The organism is Paraburkholderia sp. IW21, assembly GCF_041321145.1.
Taxonomy (GTDB): Bacteria; Pseudomonadota; Gammaproteobacteria; order Burkholderiales; family Burkholderiaceae; genus Paraburkholderia.
Genome location: NZ_JBGGWA010000011.1, coordinates 183,449 through 201,092, shown reverse-complemented (window position 1 = coordinate 201,092; position 17,644 = coordinate 183,449). Strand labels below are relative to the sequence as shown.

At 63.0% G+C, this 17,644-nt stretch carries 14 protein-coding genes and 1 pseudogene; 6 read left to right on the top strand and 9 right to left on the bottom strand.

Translation table 11 applies throughout. The features are described from left to right. Positions 1 to 88 precede the first annotated feature (88 nt). The 7 genes from infB to ACAX43_RS24830 all read right to left on the bottom strand — a co-directional run bounded on the left by infB (position 89) and on the right by ACAX43_RS24830 (position 11,305). Entirely contained in the window at positions 89 to 3,037 is a 2,949-nt protein-coding gene (gene infB, locus ACAX43_RS24860) for a translation initiation factor IF-2 (protein WP_370711050.1), read from the bottom strand. Between the two features lie 94 nt (positions 3,038 to 3,131). Next, the gene (nusA, locus tag ACAX43_RS24855) at positions 3,132 to 4,607 is read right to left on the bottom strand and encodes a transcription termination factor NusA (protein WP_168793450.1); all 1,476 of its coding nucleotides are present in this window, start codon (positions 4,605 to 4,607) and stop codon (positions 3,132 to 3,134) included. Beyond that, a complete protein-coding gene (rimP, locus tag ACAX43_RS24850; protein WP_370711137.1) occupies positions 4,604 to 5,062 on the bottom strand; it encodes a ribosome maturation factor RimP in 459 nt (152 codons plus the stop codon). Before rimP ends, nusA begins: the two co-directional genes overlap by 4 nt. Positions 5,063 to 5,578: 516 nt before the next feature. Beyond that, complete coding sequence (gene rluB, locus ACAX43_RS24845) at positions 5,579 to 7,471, bottom strand: 23S rRNA pseudouridine(2605) synthase RluB (protein ID WP_370711049.1); 1,893 nt, start codon at positions 7,469 to 7,471, stop codon at positions 5,579 to 5,581. A 65-nt stretch (positions 7,472 to 7,536) separates the two neighbouring features. Beyond that, positions 7,537 to 8,727: an SMC-Scp complex subunit ScpB gene (scpB, locus tag ACAX43_RS24840; protein WP_370711048.1), complete on the bottom strand. Its 1,191-nt coding sequence runs from the start codon at positions 8,725 to 8,727 to the stop codon at positions 7,537 to 7,539. A gap of 354 nt (positions 8,728 to 9,081) precedes the next feature. After that, positions 9,082 to 10,308: a pyridoxal phosphate-dependent aminotransferase gene (locus ACAX43_RS24835; protein ID WP_370711047.1), complete on the bottom strand. Its 1,227-nt coding sequence runs from the start codon at positions 10,306 to 10,308 to the stop codon at positions 9,082 to 9,084. Between the two features lie 94 nt (positions 10,309 to 10,402). Continuing rightward, positions 10,403 to 11,305, bottom strand: a complete 903-nt coding sequence (locus ACAX43_RS24830; protein WP_370711046.1) for a LysR substrate-binding domain-containing protein — start codon at positions 11,303 to 11,305, stop codon at positions 10,403 to 10,405. Positions 11,306 to 11,715: 410 nt separating this feature from the next. Between ACAX43_RS24830 and ACAX43_RS24825 the strand changes: the two are divergent. Both ACAX43_RS24825 and ACAX43_RS24820 read left to right on the top strand, forming a co-directional pair. After that, positions 11,716 to 12,111, top strand: a pseudogene (locus ACAX43_RS24825) (transposase); the annotation flags it as partial. Positions 12,112 to 12,411: 300 nt separating this feature from the next. Then, positions 12,412 to 12,666 (top strand): hypothetical protein, encoded by a 255-nt coding sequence (locus ACAX43_RS24820; protein WP_370711045.1) that lies wholly within the window; start codon positions 12,412 to 12,414, stop codon positions 12,664 to 12,666. A gap of 382 nt (positions 12,667 to 13,048) precedes the next feature. On the opposite strand, the gene ACAX43_RS24815 is transcribed toward ACAX43_RS24820, so the two are convergent. After that, on the bottom strand, positions 13,049 to 13,372 hold the full coding sequence (locus tag ACAX43_RS24815; RefSeq protein WP_370711044.1) for a hypothetical protein: 324 nt from the start codon (positions 13,370 to 13,372) through the stop codon (positions 13,049 to 13,051). Between the two features lie 266 nt (positions 13,373 to 13,638). Between ACAX43_RS24815 and ACAX43_RS24810 the strand changes: the two genes are divergently transcribed. From ACAX43_RS24810 to ACAX43_RS24800, 3 genes are all read left to right on the top strand, one after another. After that, positions 13,639 to 14,358, top strand: coding sequence for a YdcF family protein (locus ACAX43_RS24810; RefSeq protein WP_370711136.1), 720 nt, complete (start codon positions 13,639 to 13,641; stop codon positions 14,356 to 14,358). 244 nt (positions 14,359 to 14,602) lie between these two features. Next, positions 14,603 to 14,845 carry a hypothetical protein gene (locus tag ACAX43_RS24805; protein WP_370711043.1) on the top strand — a complete coding sequence of 81 codons (243 nt, stop codon included), beginning with the start codon at positions 14,603 to 14,605 and terminating at the stop codon, positions 14,843 to 14,845. A gap of 308 nt (positions 14,846 to 15,153) precedes the next feature. Next, complete coding sequence (locus tag ACAX43_RS24800) at positions 15,154 to 15,411, top strand: hypothetical protein (protein ID WP_007182306.1); 258 nt, start codon at positions 15,154 to 15,156, stop codon at positions 15,409 to 15,411. A 75-nt stretch (positions 15,412 to 15,486) separates the two neighbouring features. On the opposite strand, the gene ACAX43_RS24795 is transcribed toward ACAX43_RS24800, so the two are convergent. After that, positions 15,487 to 15,777, bottom strand: a complete 291-nt coding sequence (locus tag ACAX43_RS24795; protein ID WP_370711042.1) for a putative quinol monooxygenase — start codon at positions 15,775 to 15,777, stop codon at positions 15,487 to 15,489. A 512-nt stretch (positions 15,778 to 16,289) separates the two neighbouring features. Here ACAX43_RS24795 and ACAX43_RS24790 point away from each other — a divergent pair. Beyond that, complete coding sequence (locus tag ACAX43_RS24790; RefSeq protein ID WP_370711041.1) at positions 16,290 to 17,609, top strand: EAL domain-containing protein; 1,320 nt, start codon at positions 16,290 to 16,292, stop codon at positions 17,607 to 17,609. The last annotated feature ends 35 nt before the right edge of the window (positions 17,610 to 17,644 follow it).

Genomic DNA, 17,644 nt, shown 5'->3' with positions numbered 1-17,644 from the left:
CGCCATACGCGACACATGCGCAGGCCCAAAAACAACGGGCGGAGCGGGCGCTTAAGCCCGCTCCGCCCGTTGAGCCAATGCCGCGTGATTACAGCGTACGCGCGACTTCGGTGACCTCGAAGACTTCGAACTGATCGCCTTCGACGATATCGTTGAAGTTCTTGATCGACATACCGCACTCGAAGCCCTGACGGACTTCCTTCACGTCGTCCTTGAAGCGCTTGAGCGAATCGAGCTCGCCGGTGAAGATGACAACATTGTTGCGCAGCACGCGTACCGACGACGAGCGCTTGACGAAACCGTCCGTGACCATACAGCCGGCCACCGCGCCGATCTTCGGTACCTTGAAGACCTGACGCACTTCGACCGTACCCGTTACGACTTCGCGCTTCTCCGGAGCCAGCATGCCCGACATCGCGGCCTTCACTTCATCCACTGCGTCATAGATGATGTTGTAGTAGCGAATATCGACGCCGTTGCTTTCCGCCAGCTTGCGAGCCTGCGCATCCGCACGGGTGTTGAAGCCGATGATGACCGCCTTGGAAGCCGTAGCCAGATTGACGTCCGACTCGCTGATGCCGCCGACTGCGCCGTGCACGATCTGCACGCGGACTTCGTCGGTCGACAGCTTGAGCAGCGACTGCACCAAAGCTTCCTGCGAACCTTGCACGTCGGCCTTGACGATGAGCGGCATGTACGCCACTTCGCCTTCGCCCATCTGTTCCAGCATGTTCTCGAGCTTCGCGGCCTGTTGCTTGGCCAGCTTGACATCGCGGAACTTGCCTTGACGGAACAACGCAACTTCACGCGCCTTACGGTCGTCCGGCATGACGATGACTTCTTCGCCCGCTTGCGGCACTTCCGACAGACCCTGGATTTCGACCGGGATCGACGGACCCGCCGACTTGGTCGGTTTGCCGGTTTCGTCGAGCATGGCTCGGACGCGGCCGTAAGCGCTGCCTGCCAGCACCACGTCACCACGGTTGAGCGTACCCGACTGGACCAGGATCGTTGCAACCGGACCCTTACCCTTATCGAGCTTCGCTTCAATGACGAGGCCCTTGGCCGGCGCTTCGACCGGTGCCTTCAATTCCAGCACTTCGGCTTGCAGCAGCACGTTTTCCAGCAGTTCGTCGATGCCCGCGCCGGTTTTAGCCGACACCGACACGAACGGCGAATCGCCACCGTATTCTTCCGGCACGACGCCTTCCGCAACGAGTTCCTGCTTCACGCGGTCCGGATTGGCATCCGGCTTGTCGATCTTGTTGATCGCGACGACGAGCGGCACGCCGCCTGCCCTCGCGTGGGCAATTGCTTCTTTCGTTTGGGGCATCACGCCGTCGTCGGCTGCAACCACCAGAATCACGATGTCGGTTGCCTTCGCACCGCGAGCACGCATGGCCGTAAATGCCTCGTGGCCCGGCGTATCGAGGAACGTGATGACGCCGCGCGGCGTTTCGACGTGATAGGCGCCGATGTGCTGCGTAATCCCGCCCGCTTCACCCGCTGCAACCTTGGCGCGGCGGATGTAGTCGAGCAGCGAGGTCTTGCCGTGGTCGACGTGGCCCATGACCGTGACGACCGGCGGACGCGGCAGTGCTTCTGCGTCCGTGATCTCGCCTTCGACCAGCATTGCTTCCGGATCGTCCAGCTTGGCCGCAACCGCGTGGTGGCCCAGTTCCTCGACGATGATCATCGCCGTTTCCTGGTCCAGCATCTGGTTGATCGTGACCATCTGGCCGAGCTTCATCATCGACTTGATGACTTCCGAGGCCTTCACCGCCATCTTGTGCGCCAGATCGGCGACCGTGATGGTTTCCGGCACGTGCACTTCACGCACGATCGGTTCGGTCGGCGCCTGGAACGTGGTGTTCTGATCCTGATGCTTGCCGCGACCCTTCGGGCCGCCGCGCCAGCCGCGATCGACACCGCCGCTCGAATCGCCGCGCGTCTTGATACCGCGGCGCTTCGCTGCGTCGTCCTGCCAGCCGCCCTTGCCGCCGCCCGGCTTCTTCTTGTCGCCAGCCGACGGTGTGGTCGTTGCCGCCGGAGCCGCAGCAGCCGGCTTCCTGGCTGCCGGACGCGCCGGTGCCTCACCTGCCGGACGCGCCGGCTTGTGCAGGGTACCCTTGGCTTCCACAGGCTTGGCGGGCTCAGCGGGCTTCGGCGCCGGTTCCGGTGCCTTGACCTGCGCCTTGCGCGGCGTGTTCATCATTTCGCGAATCGCACGCGCTTCAGCTTCTGCCGCTGCACGGCGCTTGCTGATTTCTTCCTGCTCGGCACGCGTTTTTTCGGCGGCCTGACGCGCTGCGTCTTCCGCTTTCTTCGCTGCTTCGCGTTGCGCCGCACGTTCTGCCGCAGCGCGCTCGTCGTCCTGTTCGGCCGCCGGTTCGGCAGCCTTGGCCACTACCGGTTCAGCCTTGGCGGTCGCCGGCTGCGCAGCGGGCGCTTGCGGCTGGGTCTTCTCGCGAGCAGCCGCTTCGGCCGCAGCCGCCGCGCGCTTCTTCGCCGATTCTTCTTCCGCACGACGACGCTCGGCTTCAGCAGCCTGTTCACGCGCCTGACGTTCGGCTTCTTCGCGCTCGAGTTGCTCCTGACGCGCCTTCAACTCCTGAGCCTGCTTTTCGAGCAGCTCGGCTTCGTGACGAGCTTCCTCTTCACGGCGCTGGAGTTCGAGATCGTCTACGTCGGCCTCGGCCACATGATTCGATGCATCGCCGCCTTCAGCGGCGGATTCGTCGCGGCGGACGAAAGTGCGCTTCTTACGCACCTCGACCTGAATGGTGCGAGCTTTACCCGTCGAGTCGGATTGCTTGATCTCCGACGTATGCCGTTTCGTCAGCGTGATCTTGCGCTTGTCCGCGTCAGTCGAGCCGTGAGACTTGCGCAAGTGGTCGAGCAGACGCGCCTTGTCCGTTTCGGACAAGCTGTCGTCTTCGCTCGCTTTGGTGACGCCCGCTGCCTGCAGCTGCTCGAGCAGCACGCCTGCAGGCATTTTCAGTTCCGCGGCAAATTGGGCTACGTTGTTACTCGCCATTCATTCCTCTTAATGCAAGGACCGATTCCTTGCGGTTAGCATCGGGTCATGCGGCCTGACGGCCGCGTTCAATTTAGTGCGCCATGGTCATTTCTCACTGGAACCAATGTTCACGTGCTTTCATGATCAACGCCTTAGCGGCATCCTCTTCCATTCCGGTCATCTCGACCAGTTCATCCACAGCCAGCTCGGCGAGTTCGTCGCGCGTCTGAATCTGGTGTTCAGCAAGCTTGGCGAGCAGGTCGGCATCCATGCCGTCCAGGCTCTTCAGGTCGAGTGCAACATTCTCGACCTTTTCTTCATTCGCGATCGCCAACGTCAGCAATGCATCGCGCGAGCGATTACGCAGTTCGTGAACGGTGTCTTCGTCGAATGCTTCGATTTCGAGCATCTCGTTGAGCGGCACATAAGCGATCTCTTCGAGGCTCGTAAAGCCTTCGTCGATCAGGATGTCGGCAACTTCTTCGTCGACATCGAGACGCGCCATGAACAGGTCACGCAGTACGCCGCGCTCCTGATTCTGCTTCTGCGCAGATTCGTCCGGCGTCATGATGTTGATCTGCCAACCGGTGAGTTCGCTGGCAAGACGCACGTTCTGGCCGCTGCGGCCGATCGCGACCGCCAGTTCGTTTTCGTCTACGACGACGTCCATCGAATGCTTTTCTTCATCGACGACGATCGACTGGACGGCTGCCGGCGCGAGCGCGCCGATCACAAACTGTGCGGGATCTTCCGACCATAGCACGATGTCGACGTTTTCGCCACCGAGCTCGTTACGCACGGCCTGTACACGCGAACCGCGGATACCGACGCAAGTGCCGATCGGATCGATGCGCTTGTCGTAGGCGACCACGCCGATCTTGGCGCGCACGCCCGGATCGCGCGCCGCCGCCTTGATTTCCAGCAGGCCCTGTTCGATTTCCGGCACTTCCATTTCGAACAGCTTCATCAGGAATTCAGGCGCCGTACGCGACAGTTCGATCTGCGGACCGCGAGCGGTGCGATCGACCTTCGCGATATAGGCGCGCACGCGGTCGCCCACGCGCAGATTTTCCTTCGGAATCAGCTGGTCGCGGCGCAGCAGCGCTTCGACACGGCCGGTTTCGACGATGAAGTTGCCCTTATCCAGGCGCTTCACCGAGCCGGTCATGATGTGCTCGCCGCGCTCGAGGAAGTCGTTCAGGATCTGCTCGCGTTCCGCGTCGCGCACCTTCTGCAGGATCACCTGCTTGGCGGCTTGCGCGCCGATACGGCCGAATTCGATCGACGGCACCGGTTCTTCGATGAACTCGTCGAGCTGGATTTCCGGCTTCTGTTCGCGTGCTTCGAACAGCAGGATTTCCTGATCCGGCTCCTGCAGACCGGCTTCGTCCGGCACCACTTTCCAGCGGCGAAACGTTTCGTGCTCGCCGCTTTCACGGTCGATCTGGACGCGGATGTCCGCGTCTTCTTCGAAGAGTTTCTTGGAGGCCGAAGCGAGGGCCGCCTCGAGCGCGGCAAATACCACGTCTTTATCGACGTTCTTCTCGCGTGCCAGCGCATCCACCAGCATCAACACTTCGCGACTCATTGTTTGCGGCTCCTAAAGTCAACTTTCGGAACGAGGCGTGCTTTATCGATATCCGCGACGGTGAAATCGAGCATCGCGGCGCCTTCCTTCCCTTCAAATTCCAGACCGATCGTCTCGCCTTGCGGAGCATGCACGATGCCCCGGTACGATTTCCGTCCGTCCAATGGCTTTTTCAATGTGATTACCACTTCGCTGCCTGCGAAGCGTTCGAAATCCGCCAGTTTTTTCAGCGGGCGGTCGAGCCCCGGCGACGACACTTCAAGCCGCTCGTAATCGATATTTTCGACCGTTAGAACGTGCTGGAGCTGACGCGTGACTTTCTCGCAGTCTTCGATCGCAATGCCGGCCGGCTGGTCGATATAAATACACAACATGCCGCGCCCCGTGCGCTCGATATCGACGAGCTCGTAGCCGAGTCCCACGACCGTGGTTTCAATCAGTTCCGTCAGTTGCACAGTGCCCTCTAAGATGTTCGCGCGGCGAGACCTGCCGGGTTTGTCTGCAAACACCAATGCGGGCCGCGCGCCAAGCCGGCGCACGTTCGTGCTACCCGAGATGCCGAACCACTTAGAACTGAGCGGCAAAAAAAAATGGGCTAAACGCCCATCATCTTATTACCAGTGGTCGCACCTGAGCCGCACATGAAAAGCCGCACGCCCAGCGACTTCGCGATTGTAGCCATTTTTCGGGACAAACGCAAACCGCGGAACGCCGCGCGAAGCGCATTTCCGCTTGATTTCATGGGAATCTTTCAACGATAGGGCGACGCCTCGGGCCTTGTGCAAGGCGGCCTGCGCCGCCTCGGACTCGCGCAGGACAAGCGGGGCCAAGAAACTCTGCCCCTACTTATGGCGCATGCAGCGGTTTTATGCGTTACGCGAAATCCGTGACGCCCATCGATTGATTCTGACGGTGGCCTGGCGCAATCGTTGAAAACGATCAGCGGCCCACCGCCATGCTTCTCATTCTGCTCAACGGCCGCGCGAACGGCCGCGCGGTGCACCGCCGCCGCGATTGGCGCCGCCCGCGTTGGCATTACCACCGCCTGCGCGGTTGGCGTTGCCGCCACGATTACCGCCCGGCCCGCGGCTGCCGCTGCCCGGATTGGCGCCGCTGCCGCCACTGCCGCCGGCACGCTTGCCGCCGCCAGCCGCACGATTGGCATTACCCGACGGTGCGCGATTGCCGTCGACCTCACGGCCACCGCGCGGGCCAGGTGCACCGCTGCCGCCCATCGGTCCGCTGAAGCCTCCGGCACTGCGGCCAGCGCCGCGATTGCCGTAGCCGCCACCGAAACCGGAGCCGGCACCACCGCCGGCACCGCCGCCGAAGCCGCCCCCCGCCGCACCACGCCGGCCTTGGCCGCGCGGCTGCTGCTGGTCGAAGCGGCCATGCGACATCAACACCGGTTCACGGCTGATGAAGCCCATCGACGTTTGCATCGGATCCGGCTGCTTGCGCTCCGGCGCCGAGTTGCGGCTGCCTTTTTCTTCGCTCGGCGCCTTGAGGCCGACCGAGGCCAGCAGCGCGCGCACCTGATTGTCTTCGAGTTCTTCCCAACGGCCGCGCTTCAGGCCCTTCGGCAGCGAGATCGGGCCGTGACGCGTGCGGATCAGGCGGCTGACCATCAGGCCAGCGGCTTCGAACATGCGGCGCACTTCGCGATTACGCCCTTCGGCGAGCGCGACGTGATACCAATGATTGGTGCCCTCGCCGCCGCCATCGCGGATGCGCAGGAAATTCGCCGGGCCGTCTTCCAGCTCGACGCCGTGCAGCAGCTTCTGACGCATGCCTTCGGCCAGTTCGCCCACCACGCGCACCGCATATTCACGCTCGACGCTGTAACGCGGATGCATGAAACGGTTCGCCAGATCGCCCGAAGTGGTCAGCATCAGCAAACCTTCCGTGTTGAAGTCGAGGCGGCCGACCGCGAGCCACTTGGCGGTCTTCATCGGCGGCAGCTTGTCGAACACCGACGGGCGGCCTTCCGGATCAGCGTGACTGACGATTTCGCCGGTCGGTTTGTGGTACAGCAGCACGCGCGGCGGCTTGTTGGCCAGCTTGCGCTTGACCGGTTTGCCGTTGATGCGGACCTGGTCGGTCGGCATGATGCGTTGGCCGATGTGAGCCGGCTCGCCGTTCACCGACACGCGGCCGGCGACGATCAGTTCTTCCATGTCGCGACGCGAGCCCATGCCGGCTTCAGCGAGCACCTTATGCAGCTTCGGCGCGTCGTCGTCCGCGGCCAGCACGCGCTTGGGCGCAACCGGCTTGCCACGGCGCAGCATCGGGGCGTGCACGCCGCCGGTGGTGCCGTTGTCCGCATCGAATGCGGGCGAGGTGACGTACGAGAACAGGTCGTCCGGGCTCGCTTCGGTTGCTGCTGCCACAGGTGCTTCGCCGCCACGGCGATTCTGGCGCTGACCGCCTTCGCGCGGTTGACGCTCGCGGGGCGCGCCATCGCGCTGCCCTTCTCGCGGCGCACCTTCACGCTGACCACCCTCGCGCTTCGCGCCGCCCGCATTGCGGCGCGGGCCTTGGCCCTTGGCGCCTGCATCCTTGCGGGGCATGCGCACCTGCGCGACCACCTCGCCGTCCGGCGGCGCTTCGGCGACAACCGGCTGCCCTTGCGCGGGCGCGCCTTCGGCGCCCTTCGTCTTCGCTCCGGCGCGGCGCCGCGCAATCAGGCTGCGCGGTCCGCGACGCAGGCCGCGACGCGGACGGTCTTCGCCGTCTGCTTCCGTGGTCTGCGCCGGGCGCTCGCCCTCGCCTGCCGATGCTTGCGTGGTGCGCGCTTCGTCGGCGCGCGCCGACGGCACGGCGCGCTCGGATTCGGACGAATCGGTGTCGTGGGTATCTGTCAAAACAACCTCAAAATGTCAGGTCGCGCGCGCCCGTTGCGGGCGCGGCAAAAAAAAGTTCGGTTACGTCAGGCGCTGCGCGACTCGGGTTCGTCGTCGGTCAGAATGCCTGCGTCCTGCGCCGCATCGCGACGATCCTCAGGATCGCCGTGCGCCGCCGTGGTCGGGTTCGGCTCGGTGGCGTGCTCCGTATTGCGGAGTACGCCCGAGTCGTGCGCGGGTACTGCCGGATCGGTCTGGGAGACCGGATCGTGATTCAGTGCGGGCCCGACAGCGCCGGCCTGCGATTCAACTTCAACGTTTGCTGCCTCGACATGTTCTTGCACCGCCGGTACGGCGGCAGCACCCTGATGCGACTCGGGTGCCGGCGCGGCAACAGCAGTGCCATGGCTTGCCTCGCCTGCCTGCTGCGTCTGATGGGCCGACGCGAGATGCTCTTCAGCGTGTTCGTCAGCGATTGCCGTGCCTGCCGCGTCGCGTGCTTCTTCGGCATGACCGTTATCGGCATGCCCAGCCGCGCCTGCGGACCCGATTTGCAGCGTATCGCCGGCTGCCTGCGAAGCGTCCGGTTGCGCGCTATCGGCCGTCTCGCCGAGGGATTCGCCTGTTTCAGCGCCCGCCTCGACTGCAACGGAGTCCGGCTGCTGTTCCAGCGTGCCCTCGTCGCCGGAAGCCAATGCCTTCACGGCGTCGGCCTCGGAAAATTCGATCGCATGCTGACCGAGCAGATCCGCATTCAACTGCGCCGACGGATCGGCGAGCGGCGGCAATTCGTCGAGCGCCGTCAAACCGAGGTCGTCGAGAAATTGCCGCGTGGTCGCGTACAGCGCCGGACGGCCTGGCACATCACGATGGCCGATCACTTCGATCCAGCCGCGATCCTCGAGCTGCTTGACGACCTGCGTATTCACCGTGACGCCGCGAATCTCTTCGATATCGCCGCGCGTGACCGGTTGCCGGTACGCAATGATCGCCAGCGTCTCCAGCACCGCGCGCGAATATTTCGGCGGCTTCTCAGGATGCAGACGGTCCAGGTACGAACGCATCGCGGGCTTGCTTTGAAATCGCCAGCCCGACGCCAGCCCGACCAGCTCCACACCGCGCCCAGACCAATCCTGCTTCAGGTCTTCGAGCAAAGTCCGAACGGTGTCTGCCGACACGCCGTCGGCAAAGAGCTTGCGCAGCTCGCCGAGCTTTAACGGCTCCTGCGCGCAGATCAAGGCAGTCTCGAGGACGATCTTCGCCTCTTGGGTATTCATGCAGCTAGGTCAGACCCTGTGGTCAAAGAACCGGATCAAACAGACGATATGGAACTGAAGACGCGCTCGCCCGATTCTGATCGGTCATATTGATGGGAGCACGCACCGGGGGGAGGCGAAACAGGCAATCGAGCCAAACCCAGCCGGACGGAGCAGCGATATTCCTGAAAGGAATCGCGTGACTGAGCGCCATATTACGCAAAAACAACCAGTGCGTAAAGACGAAATCCCCGGCGCATTTTCCGTGCTTTGCCTTTTCATGCGCGCTTAAAAGGAAAAGCGGACGGAAATGAACAGGAGTCGAAGCGGGAATAGCACCTTAAACCGGTCTCCACCCGCCCGCCCCGCCGTGCCTCAATACGTGCCGGGTTGAGCCAGAAACCGTTTCAGACGCGCCACACCCGCATCCAGCCGCGCCGTGTCGCAGGCATAACACCAGCGCACGAAGCCCTCGCCTTGCGGGCCGAACGCGCTGCCGGGCGCCACGCCCAAACCCACTTCGCGCACCATGGCCTTGCATAACTCGAGACTGCGCGACGCCCCCGGCATCGAGAAAAACAGATACATCGCCCCGGCTGGCGCCTTCACGTCGACACCCGGCAACGTGGACAGCGCCGCCACCAGATGGTCACGCGACGCCTTCAGGTCGAGCACCAGATCCTGCGTAAAGCGCTCGCCCTGCTGGACGGCCGCGATGCCGGCCTGCTGAACGAAAGCCGGCGCGCACGAGGTGTTGTATTCGACCAGCTTGCCCAGATCGTCCATCAGGCCGGCCGGCGCGACGATCCAGCCGAGCCGCCAGCCGGTCATCAACCATGCCTTGGAGAACGAATTCACGCAGATCACGCGTTCGTCGCGCGTGGCCAGATCGAGAAACGACGGCGCGGTGCGCGAATGCGCGCCATTCGCGCCGGGAGCAGCGTCGTCCGCGTAATAAAGACGCTCATAGACTTCGTCGGCGACGATCCAGATACCGTGGCGACGGCAATGCGCCAGCACCGCGCGCTGCTCGTCGCGGCTCATCACCCAGCCGGTCGGATTGTTCGGCGAGTTGATCAGCAGGATCTTCGTGTCCGGCGTCAGCGCCGCCAGCAATTGCTCGAGATCAAGTTGCCAGCCGCGCTCGCCGTAGCCCAGCGCAACGGTTTCTACCTGCGCGCCCAGAATCTTGGGGATCTCGACCAGATTGGGCCAGAGCGGTGTCACGGCGACGACGCGGTCACCCGCGCCCACCACCAACTGCGCGGCCAGCATCAAGGCACTGACGCCAGCGCTCGTCACCGCGATGTGGTCGGGCGAAGTCGCCCCATGCAGCTCGCTGACGTAGCCCGCGAGCGCCGCGCGCAAAGGCGCAATGCCCAGGTTATGCGTATAGAAGGTCGCACCGGCCGCCAACGCGGCGCTGGCGGCGTCGCGGATGAAGGCCGGCGTCACCCGGTCAGACTCGCCGAACCAGAACGGCAACACGTTTTCGACACCGAAACCGGCATTGGCGACTTCGCGAATCTGCGAAGGACGCAGTGCGCGCACGGCATCGCGCGCATTCGGGAGGGATGGCACAAGCAGATCCGATTCGCTCATCGAGGCTTCCATCATCGAGGCTTCCAAACAGGTAACGGGTAAAAGGTTGGCTTGCAGCAGAGGCGACAGTTTAGCGCGGCGCCTGTTTTCGGGATCAGCTCAAATCCTCCGCCCGTGCCGGCAATTCGCGAATCAGGCTCCACACCGCCTCCGCCGCCGGCGACAGCGAGCGGTCGCGCCGCCGCACCAGTTCGACAGTGCGCTCCGCGCGCGGCACGAGCGGGCGCGCCACCAGCGCCGCGCCCGCCGGCAGGGGCAGGGCCAGCCAGGGCAGCACGCTCACGCCAACACCCGCTTCGACCAGGCCAAAGACAGTCGCGGAATGCCCCAACTCCTGCACCACTGCGGCGTGTACGCCGTATTCCTGCATCACGGCGTCGATGATCGGCCGGCTGCCCGACGCGTAATCGAGCATCACGAGTTGCTGGCCGTCGAGGTCCGTCCACGCTACCCGCTCCTGCGCCGCCAATGGGTGATCGTCGCGCGAGACGACGCAAAACGAATCCGTCATCAACGATTCGCTGAGCAGGTCGTCGGCGGAAAACGGGCCGATGATCACGCCGAAATCGACCTCACCCGACTTGACCTTGCGCACCACGTCGCTTTGCACGTCGTCGCGCAAGCCCAGCGTGATGTACGGGAATTGCCGGCCGCACGATGCCACGACACCGGGCATGAGGCGGCAGGCGACCGTCGGGCTAGCGGCCACGACCACGCGGCCGCGCCGCTGCTCGCCGATTTCGCGGATCTCGCGCAACGCGTCGTCCAGATCCGTCAGCAGGCGCGAAACGCTGGATACCAGGTTGCCGCCGACGTCGGTCAGCTGCACTTCGCGCGTGGTGCGGTCGATAAGCTTGAGACCGATTTCGCCCTCCAGCTCACGTACACAACGGCTGACTGCCGACTGCGTCAGGCCGATCTCGTCGCCGGCCCGGCTGAAGCTCTGCAAACGGGCGACCTCGATGAAAACCCTTAGCTGGCGCAGCGTTACATTCATTTACCGACCTCATCAATAACCTCATTTGATGCGCATTGTATGGGGAAATGCCCGACCACAACGGCTTTTCACGTTGTCGCTGCAATGCAGCAATAAGGCGCAAACGCACGGAGGCCGGGCCTGATTGCACAAGATTGGTGATTGTCCCGATTTGCGAGATGGGTTTTTTGGATTCTCATACGCCCCTAGCTAGCGCTCGCGCTGGCCCGCTGTCACAGGACTTTCAGGCGGTCGGACTCAACTTGGCACACTTCCTGCATTTAGAGATACACAGGATCGGCGCCACGACTTCTGACTGCACAGCAGGACCGTGGCAAGCCCGTCCCCCCTTGGCACTCGCCTATCGAGTGCATGGAGAGTGCGCGGCGCGGGGCAGCGCACCGGAGTTGGCTTCGCTGAGGTGAAACATGATGCTGTTCGACGATTTGAGAGACAACGAGTGGGCGCTGGTCGAGGCGTTGTTCTGTGCGGAGCCAGCACGGAGCGAACGGCGCGGTCGACCACGCGTGGAAGCACGTGCGGTTGTCAACGCCGTGCTTTGGGTGCTATCGACGGGCGAAGGCTGGTCCAAGCTGCCGGGCCGCTATCCTTCGCCACCGACTTGCCGCCGCCGCTTCGACGAGTGGCAAGCCGATGGTACGCTCGCCGAAATAGTTAAGCGACTCGGCACGAGCGGCCGTGAAATTTCGCTGCGCGGCCGGATTGGCGCGACCGCGGCAAAGCCGCCGGCACCGCCGAGCCGCGACCGTCTGCGGGGCGCATTCTGGACCAATCCGGAATCGTGGCGCGCACCGGTCAAGATGGCCTGACCGAGGATTGTTTTGCCGCCGGACGCCCTCAGGCGCCCGGCGTATCTGGGCCGCCGGGCGTCGTATGTGGACACCCGGCCGGCCGGCAATGGGCACCGCTCTCCGGCGCGCCCACTGCAGTCGTCCCCTCCCGCTCCCCTCCATGTTGCCCATCGAGCCGCTTCAGACACCTGAAGCAATTCGATGGTTACTCATGAAACATCCCTTTACCATTGCTTACAGCGTCCTTTCGCTCCTCGGCATACCTTATGAGTATGCAAACACGCCATGATTCGATCGGCTTGACGGGAGCTCAGAATGAAACCAATGTCACTGCTTCTGTACGGCATTGTCGTTTCATCAATGGCCGCACCGGCGCTTGCACAGCAGCGCCCACAAGGGTGGAACTGGCGGCCGGATCGCACGGCCACCGCTGAAGCCTCGCAGCAAAGCGGAGCGCGCAGCCGCGATTTCACCCCGCCAGCGCCGCGCGGCGACTTGCGCGGCGATATCGCAAGCAATGTACGCACACGGCCGGAACCGCCGCGCGAAGACCCCACGCACCATCGTTAGGGGCGCGTCGTCGCGGGCGTGACTGACTCATCGTGGATGTCTCGTCCCGAGCATTCGGGCGCTAGCCGCTGTTGTCCGCGCTGTTTTATCTGCTCTAACCAGCTCCTGCGTCAGCTGCGAGATAACACGCTGCACTGCGAATTGAACGATCGTGGGAACCACCCGGCGCGGCGCCAGTCTGATTTAACGCCATCAGCACAGCGTGGCAGTAGTAATTCCGGTACGCCCGTATCCTCGTGATACGGGCTTTTTTTTGCGTGAACAGGAGAGCGGCGCGCGCTGCATCGAGGCGCAGAAGCAGAGCAACAAGACGGAGCGATAAAATCACCGCCAGCCGCATAAAGCGGCCGGATAAACGGCGCCGGGTCTCTGCCTGCCGTCCCTAAGGCCGGGCTTCGAGAGTAGCTGTGGGTCGCGTTTCGGCTGCGGCGACGACGTAGTCGTTCATTCGCTGGATTGTCCAGCTCAGCAGGCGTTCGTCATGCGCGAGCCGCGCAAACTCGGCCCTGCCACGCTCGGTGAGCACGGCAATATCGACAGGTGCGTGAAAGCCCGGAGCCGGTGCGACGGTGCGCTGTCGAACGGTGTCCATCAGGCCTAGCGCGCGAAGATATTGGAATACACCCGGACGTCTAGCCCATGGAACCTGGCGATATTGCGCCCGCCGCAGCGCTTCAAGTACCGCTTCGTTGGAATACGTGGTCATCTCACTTCTTTCTTAAAGTGCAGCTATGACTCATTTATGCCCAACACGTCACCGCGCCACCAGTGACGCGCATAGCACTCGCCCTTGGCTGGAAGCCGGCTGCATACCATGCGGCCGAATTCCGCCAGGTGCTGCCTGGTCTCGACTTCGGAACCCCCGTCTGAACGGCATGTTAGCGTTCTGTCCAAAGGCCGACGATGCAACCGCTGCGGCGCGATAGCAAGCCCTTGGATTTGTCCCGAAAGTCATACGTTACCCCATCTAAATTGATTCTATTCACTTTATTAGCGCTTTTTTTTGCAGCAATCGTGCTGTGGAAACGCGCCCGCGGACCCCTGGCCATTTGCACGGCCACCCTCTTCTGGCTGCTCGCCGCCGGCTGGCTCACTGCTCCATTGCTGGAATTGGCGCAACCGCATCGGCAGATCGACACACCTGCCCGCTTCGCGCCGCGCACCGCGATCGTCATGCTGGGCGGCGGCACCCTCTACGATGGCGACGATGTGCTCGTGCCACCGCGCGACGTACTCGCGCGCATCGCCATGAGCGCCGAGCGCTACGCCGCCTGCAAACGTACGGCAGCCACGTGCCAGGTGATCGTCAGCGGTGGCAATCCCCAACGGCATCGCGCGACCGAAGCCGACACCTATCTGCCCTACCTGTTGCGCAGACAGGTTCCGCGTGCGGACATCGTGCTGGAAAACCGCAGCCGCACGACTTACGAAAACGCGCGCAACGTATCGGCTATTCTAGAACGATCACGCTACGGTTCCTTGATACTCATCACCTCCGCGTACCAGATGCCGCGCGCACTGCTCGACTTCCACCGCTTTGGCCTCACGCCACAGCCGTTGATCTCGGGCGCACGGCACGCACATCTTGGTGTACTGCCGCGTTATGACAATCTGGTGAATGCGGAGATCGCTCTTCACGAACTGATTGGGATTGCGCAGTTTCATGTCTATCGTGCAATCGGATGGTTCTGAATTCCGAATTACACAATGAGCCATTTATTTAGAGATGCGAATATTCACTGTATCGACAATACACTACCGATCTGGCCGCAAGTTCGTGATGGGCCGCGACTGTGGACTAAAGGTAACAACATGTAACTAATTGTCATTGCCGTTACAAAACGTCCGCTGGAGCGGATGTTGCTGGCTAGAATGCATTGTCTTTCCGATTGGACAGGCAAATACTCGGGTCCATAACCACTCTGCGGAGGTAACGATGAAGAAAGTGTCCCTGGCGATCCTGGTTTCCCTCAGTGCCGTAACGGGCTTGGCTTATGCGCAGGACAACGGCGTCATGATGAGCACCGATCCGGCCAAGGCCGCCGACGTCGAACAGCGCGCGCAAGATTTGCAATCCAGGCAGCAAGCAATGGAAAACGCACCGGCCATGCCGGAGAAGCATCACAAGATGGCCCCGCATCATCACAAGAAGGCCGCCAAGGCCGACGCCAGTTCGTAAGCGCAGTTGACTGCATCACCCGCGGCCTCCCCGCGAAGGTGAAAAGCCGAAGCCGGCACCGCCGGTTTCGGCTTTTTTATTGTCTAATGGACTTGCCAAAGACTCCCGAGCGTTCAATGCGAAACGCGCCGGTGATATGCCAGGGTATCGCTGAAGAGGCGCTGAAGGCCCGCCGGCAACGCTCTGCAGAAGCGCGAACCGGGCGCGGCAGGCCCGCGGCGCCCGGCTGCCGTTATGCTAAAGTCGCGCACCGACCGGCGCCCGCCGGAATCCCCCTAACCCGTGCGCACCTTGGTGCGGAGGACAGCATGAGCAATATCCAGCTAGATATCGAATGGACTGAAGCAGCATCTCGCAAAATCGAAAAACTGATGCCGCGCGGCGGTCAGGAGGCATTCCTCGCGCTGCCGCCCGTCGAGTGTCTGCCGATGGAAGGCGACGTGCTGTTTCTTGGCCCGGACGGCAAGCAGCAGCCGTTCATCGTCGCGGAACGGCAATATCACCACGATGGCGATGCCGACTGGACCATCATCCTGATCCTCGACGTGCCGCAAGCAACCCACTAAGGATAAGCGGCGAGTGCCGCACAAGCCGGATCCGACCGGGCTGCTCACTCGCCGTAATGCGACGCTTTTAAACGCTCACGCAATCTTCGACACAACGCGAATTTCCGCGTGCTCGACCCAATCCGCCACTGCTTTCTTATAAGCCTCGATATGCGCGGATCTGGCATGCGCCGCCAGCGCCTCCTGACTTTCCCATCGCTCGACAAACACGAACCGGCGCGGCTCCTGCACGTCACGATGCAGATCGTATTGAAGCGCGCCCTGCTCTTTGCGCGTGGGCTCGACGATGCCTTCGAGCGCTGCGCGCAGTTGCTCTTCATTGCCCGGCTTAGCCACCGAGATTGCGACGACCGCGATTTCCGCCATTGCCCGACCTCCGTTTCACGAAAAGCAGCAGCATACCTGTCGTCCGCCAAACCTGCAGGCGGGCCGCGCTCACTGATCCGGCTCATTCCGCTGCAACTGGGGTAGCCTGGCGAAAGACCGACCGTTCCAGTACGCAAACGTCTGAGCACGGTCCTGGGCTGGAGTTTGGCGGGCACCCACTTGCCGCCCTGCTACGCTCGGCTTCATACGCGCGATTAATGGCGTTTTAACGATCTGACTTGCGAGACGCCTGCGACGCTGTGGCCGACTCACGCGTCACAACCAGTTCGCCGGGCCCTCAACCACGTCCCGCTTCTGTGATAACCCGCACATTCATGCGAAGTGCGAACTGCTAGACTGGTTTTGAATAGTCCGCCGGAGTCCAGCATGGCTGGCATTGCTCTGCGCGTTCTCGGGTTTTGCCGGCCTCACCGTGCCGACGCCTGGGCTGTGCATCCGTTGCGCGCCGAATCTGTCCGCGCGCCCTGTCACCCGTTTGCCGCGATGTCACTATGCCCGCTCTCATGCCCGCCTTTATGCCGACCGTCAGCGAATTGACCCTGCGCGGCCTGCTCCCGCATCTGGTCCGGGACGAGTCCGGCTGGACCGCGACGTGGCGCGCATTGACCCTGCACAGCGTGTTCCAGCCGGTGCTGTCCGTCACGCATCAGTGTGTGGTCGGCTATGAGGGACTGCTGCGCGCGTTCGATCCTGTCGGCCTGCCGGTCTCGCCGGAGGTACTCTTCTCTGGCACTCGCTCGGCCGCCGACGCCCGCGAACTCGACCGCATCGCACGCTGCCTACATGTGGCGAATTTCATGGAACAAGGCATCAGCACCGGGTGGCTATTTCTGAATACGCGTCCGCAGGTGTTCGAGACCGGCTGGCCGCAGCGCACCTTCATCGACGAGTTGTCGGCGCACTTCGGCCTGCCGCAGGAGCGCATCGTGATCGAGGTGCTCGAACAACCCGCCGACGACGAATCCGCCGTCGCCAGCATGCTCGCGGCATCGCAGCCGCGCGACTTCCTGATCGCGATTGACGATTTCGGCACCGGTTTTTCGAACTTCGACCGCGTATGGCGTTTCCGTCCCGACATCGTCAAGCTCGACCGCTCGCTGGTCGCACGCGCCGGCAAACGCGAGGGCGACGATTCGATGATCGGCCACCTGATCGCGATGCTCCATCAGTCCGGCACACTGGTGCTCGCCGAAGGCGTCGAAACCGACGAAGAACTGATGATTCTGATGCAAGCCGACGTCGATTTCGTACAGGGTTTCTGGCTCGGTCAGCCGAAGAGCTCAGTGCAAGCTGCGTGCGCCGCGGTGCCGGCGTTGATCGAGTCGATGTGGAGCAAGTTCGCCGCTTACGAGCGCGCGCATGCCGGCCACCAGCGGCTCGGCTTTGAAGGGTTTGCCGAGGCGGTACTGGCCGCCGTCGACACCTTCAAGACCACCGGCGATCTGCGCCAGGCGGCGCAAAAGGTGTGGCATCTGCGCGAAGCGCGCCGGGTTTTCATCACCGACGGCCAAGGCGAACAGACGCAAGCGTCGGTCACGGCTCCATCGGTGCCGCCCCCTCCGCTGCGGCTCGCGCCGCTCTACACCGACACGCGCAGCAACTGGTCGCGGCGCGCGTATTTCAAGCATGCTCTCGCAGCGCCCGGGCGCGTCGCCATGATGGGGCCGCATTATTCGCTTGCGGACGGCCAGGACTGCTATACCGCGGCAATCGCATTCGAGCGCGACGGCACGAATGTGCTTTGCGTCGATTTTGTGCCGGCGGCATCAACAACCGATACGCGTCCCAGTGGACGCGGGGGTAAGCGCTGATGAGCTTAAGCGACGCTTGCCACGCGTTCTATTGC

Coding starts and splice junctions, on each gene's coding strand:
- ACAX43_RS24805 (WP_370711043.1), top strand. CDS start 14,603: ATGAAGAAAGTGTCCCTGGCGATCCTGGTTTCCCTCAGTGCCGTAACG.
- ACAX43_RS24800 (WP_007182306.1), top strand. CDS start 15,154: ATGAGCAATATCCAGCTAGATATCGAATGGACTGAAGCAGCATCTCGC.
- ACAX43_RS24815 (WP_370711044.1), bottom strand. CDS start 13,372: ATGACCACGTATTCCAACGAAGCGGTACTTGAAGCGCTGCGGCGGGCG.
- ACAX43_RS24790 (WP_370711041.1), top strand. CDS start 16,290: ATGCCCGCTCTCATGCCCGCCTTTATGCCGACCGTCAGCGAATTGACC.
- ACAX43_RS24795 (WP_370711042.1), bottom strand. CDS start 15,777: ATGGCGGAAATCGCGGTCGTCGCAATCTCGGTGGCTAAGCCGGGCAAT.
- scpB (WP_370711048.1), bottom strand. CDS start 8,727: ATGAATACCCAAGAGGCGAAGATCGTCCTCGAGACTGCCTTGATCTGC.
- ACAX43_RS24835 (WP_370711047.1), bottom strand. CDS start 10,308: ATGAGCGAATCGGATCTGCTTGTGCCATCCCTCCCGAATGCGCGCGAT.
- ACAX43_RS24830 (WP_370711046.1), bottom strand. CDS start 11,305: ATGAATGTAACGCTGCGCCAGCTAAGGGTTTTCATCGAGGTCGCCCGT.
- infB (WP_370711050.1), bottom strand. CDS start 3,037: ATGGCGAGTAACAACGTAGCCCAATTTGCCGCGGAACTGAAAATGCCT.
- nusA (WP_168793450.1), bottom strand. CDS start 4,607: ATGAGTCGCGAAGTGTTGATGCTGGTGGATGCGCTGGCACGCGAGAAG.
- ACAX43_RS24820 (WP_370711045.1), top strand. CDS start 12,412: ATGAAACCAATGTCACTGCTTCTGTACGGCATTGTCGTTTCATCAATG.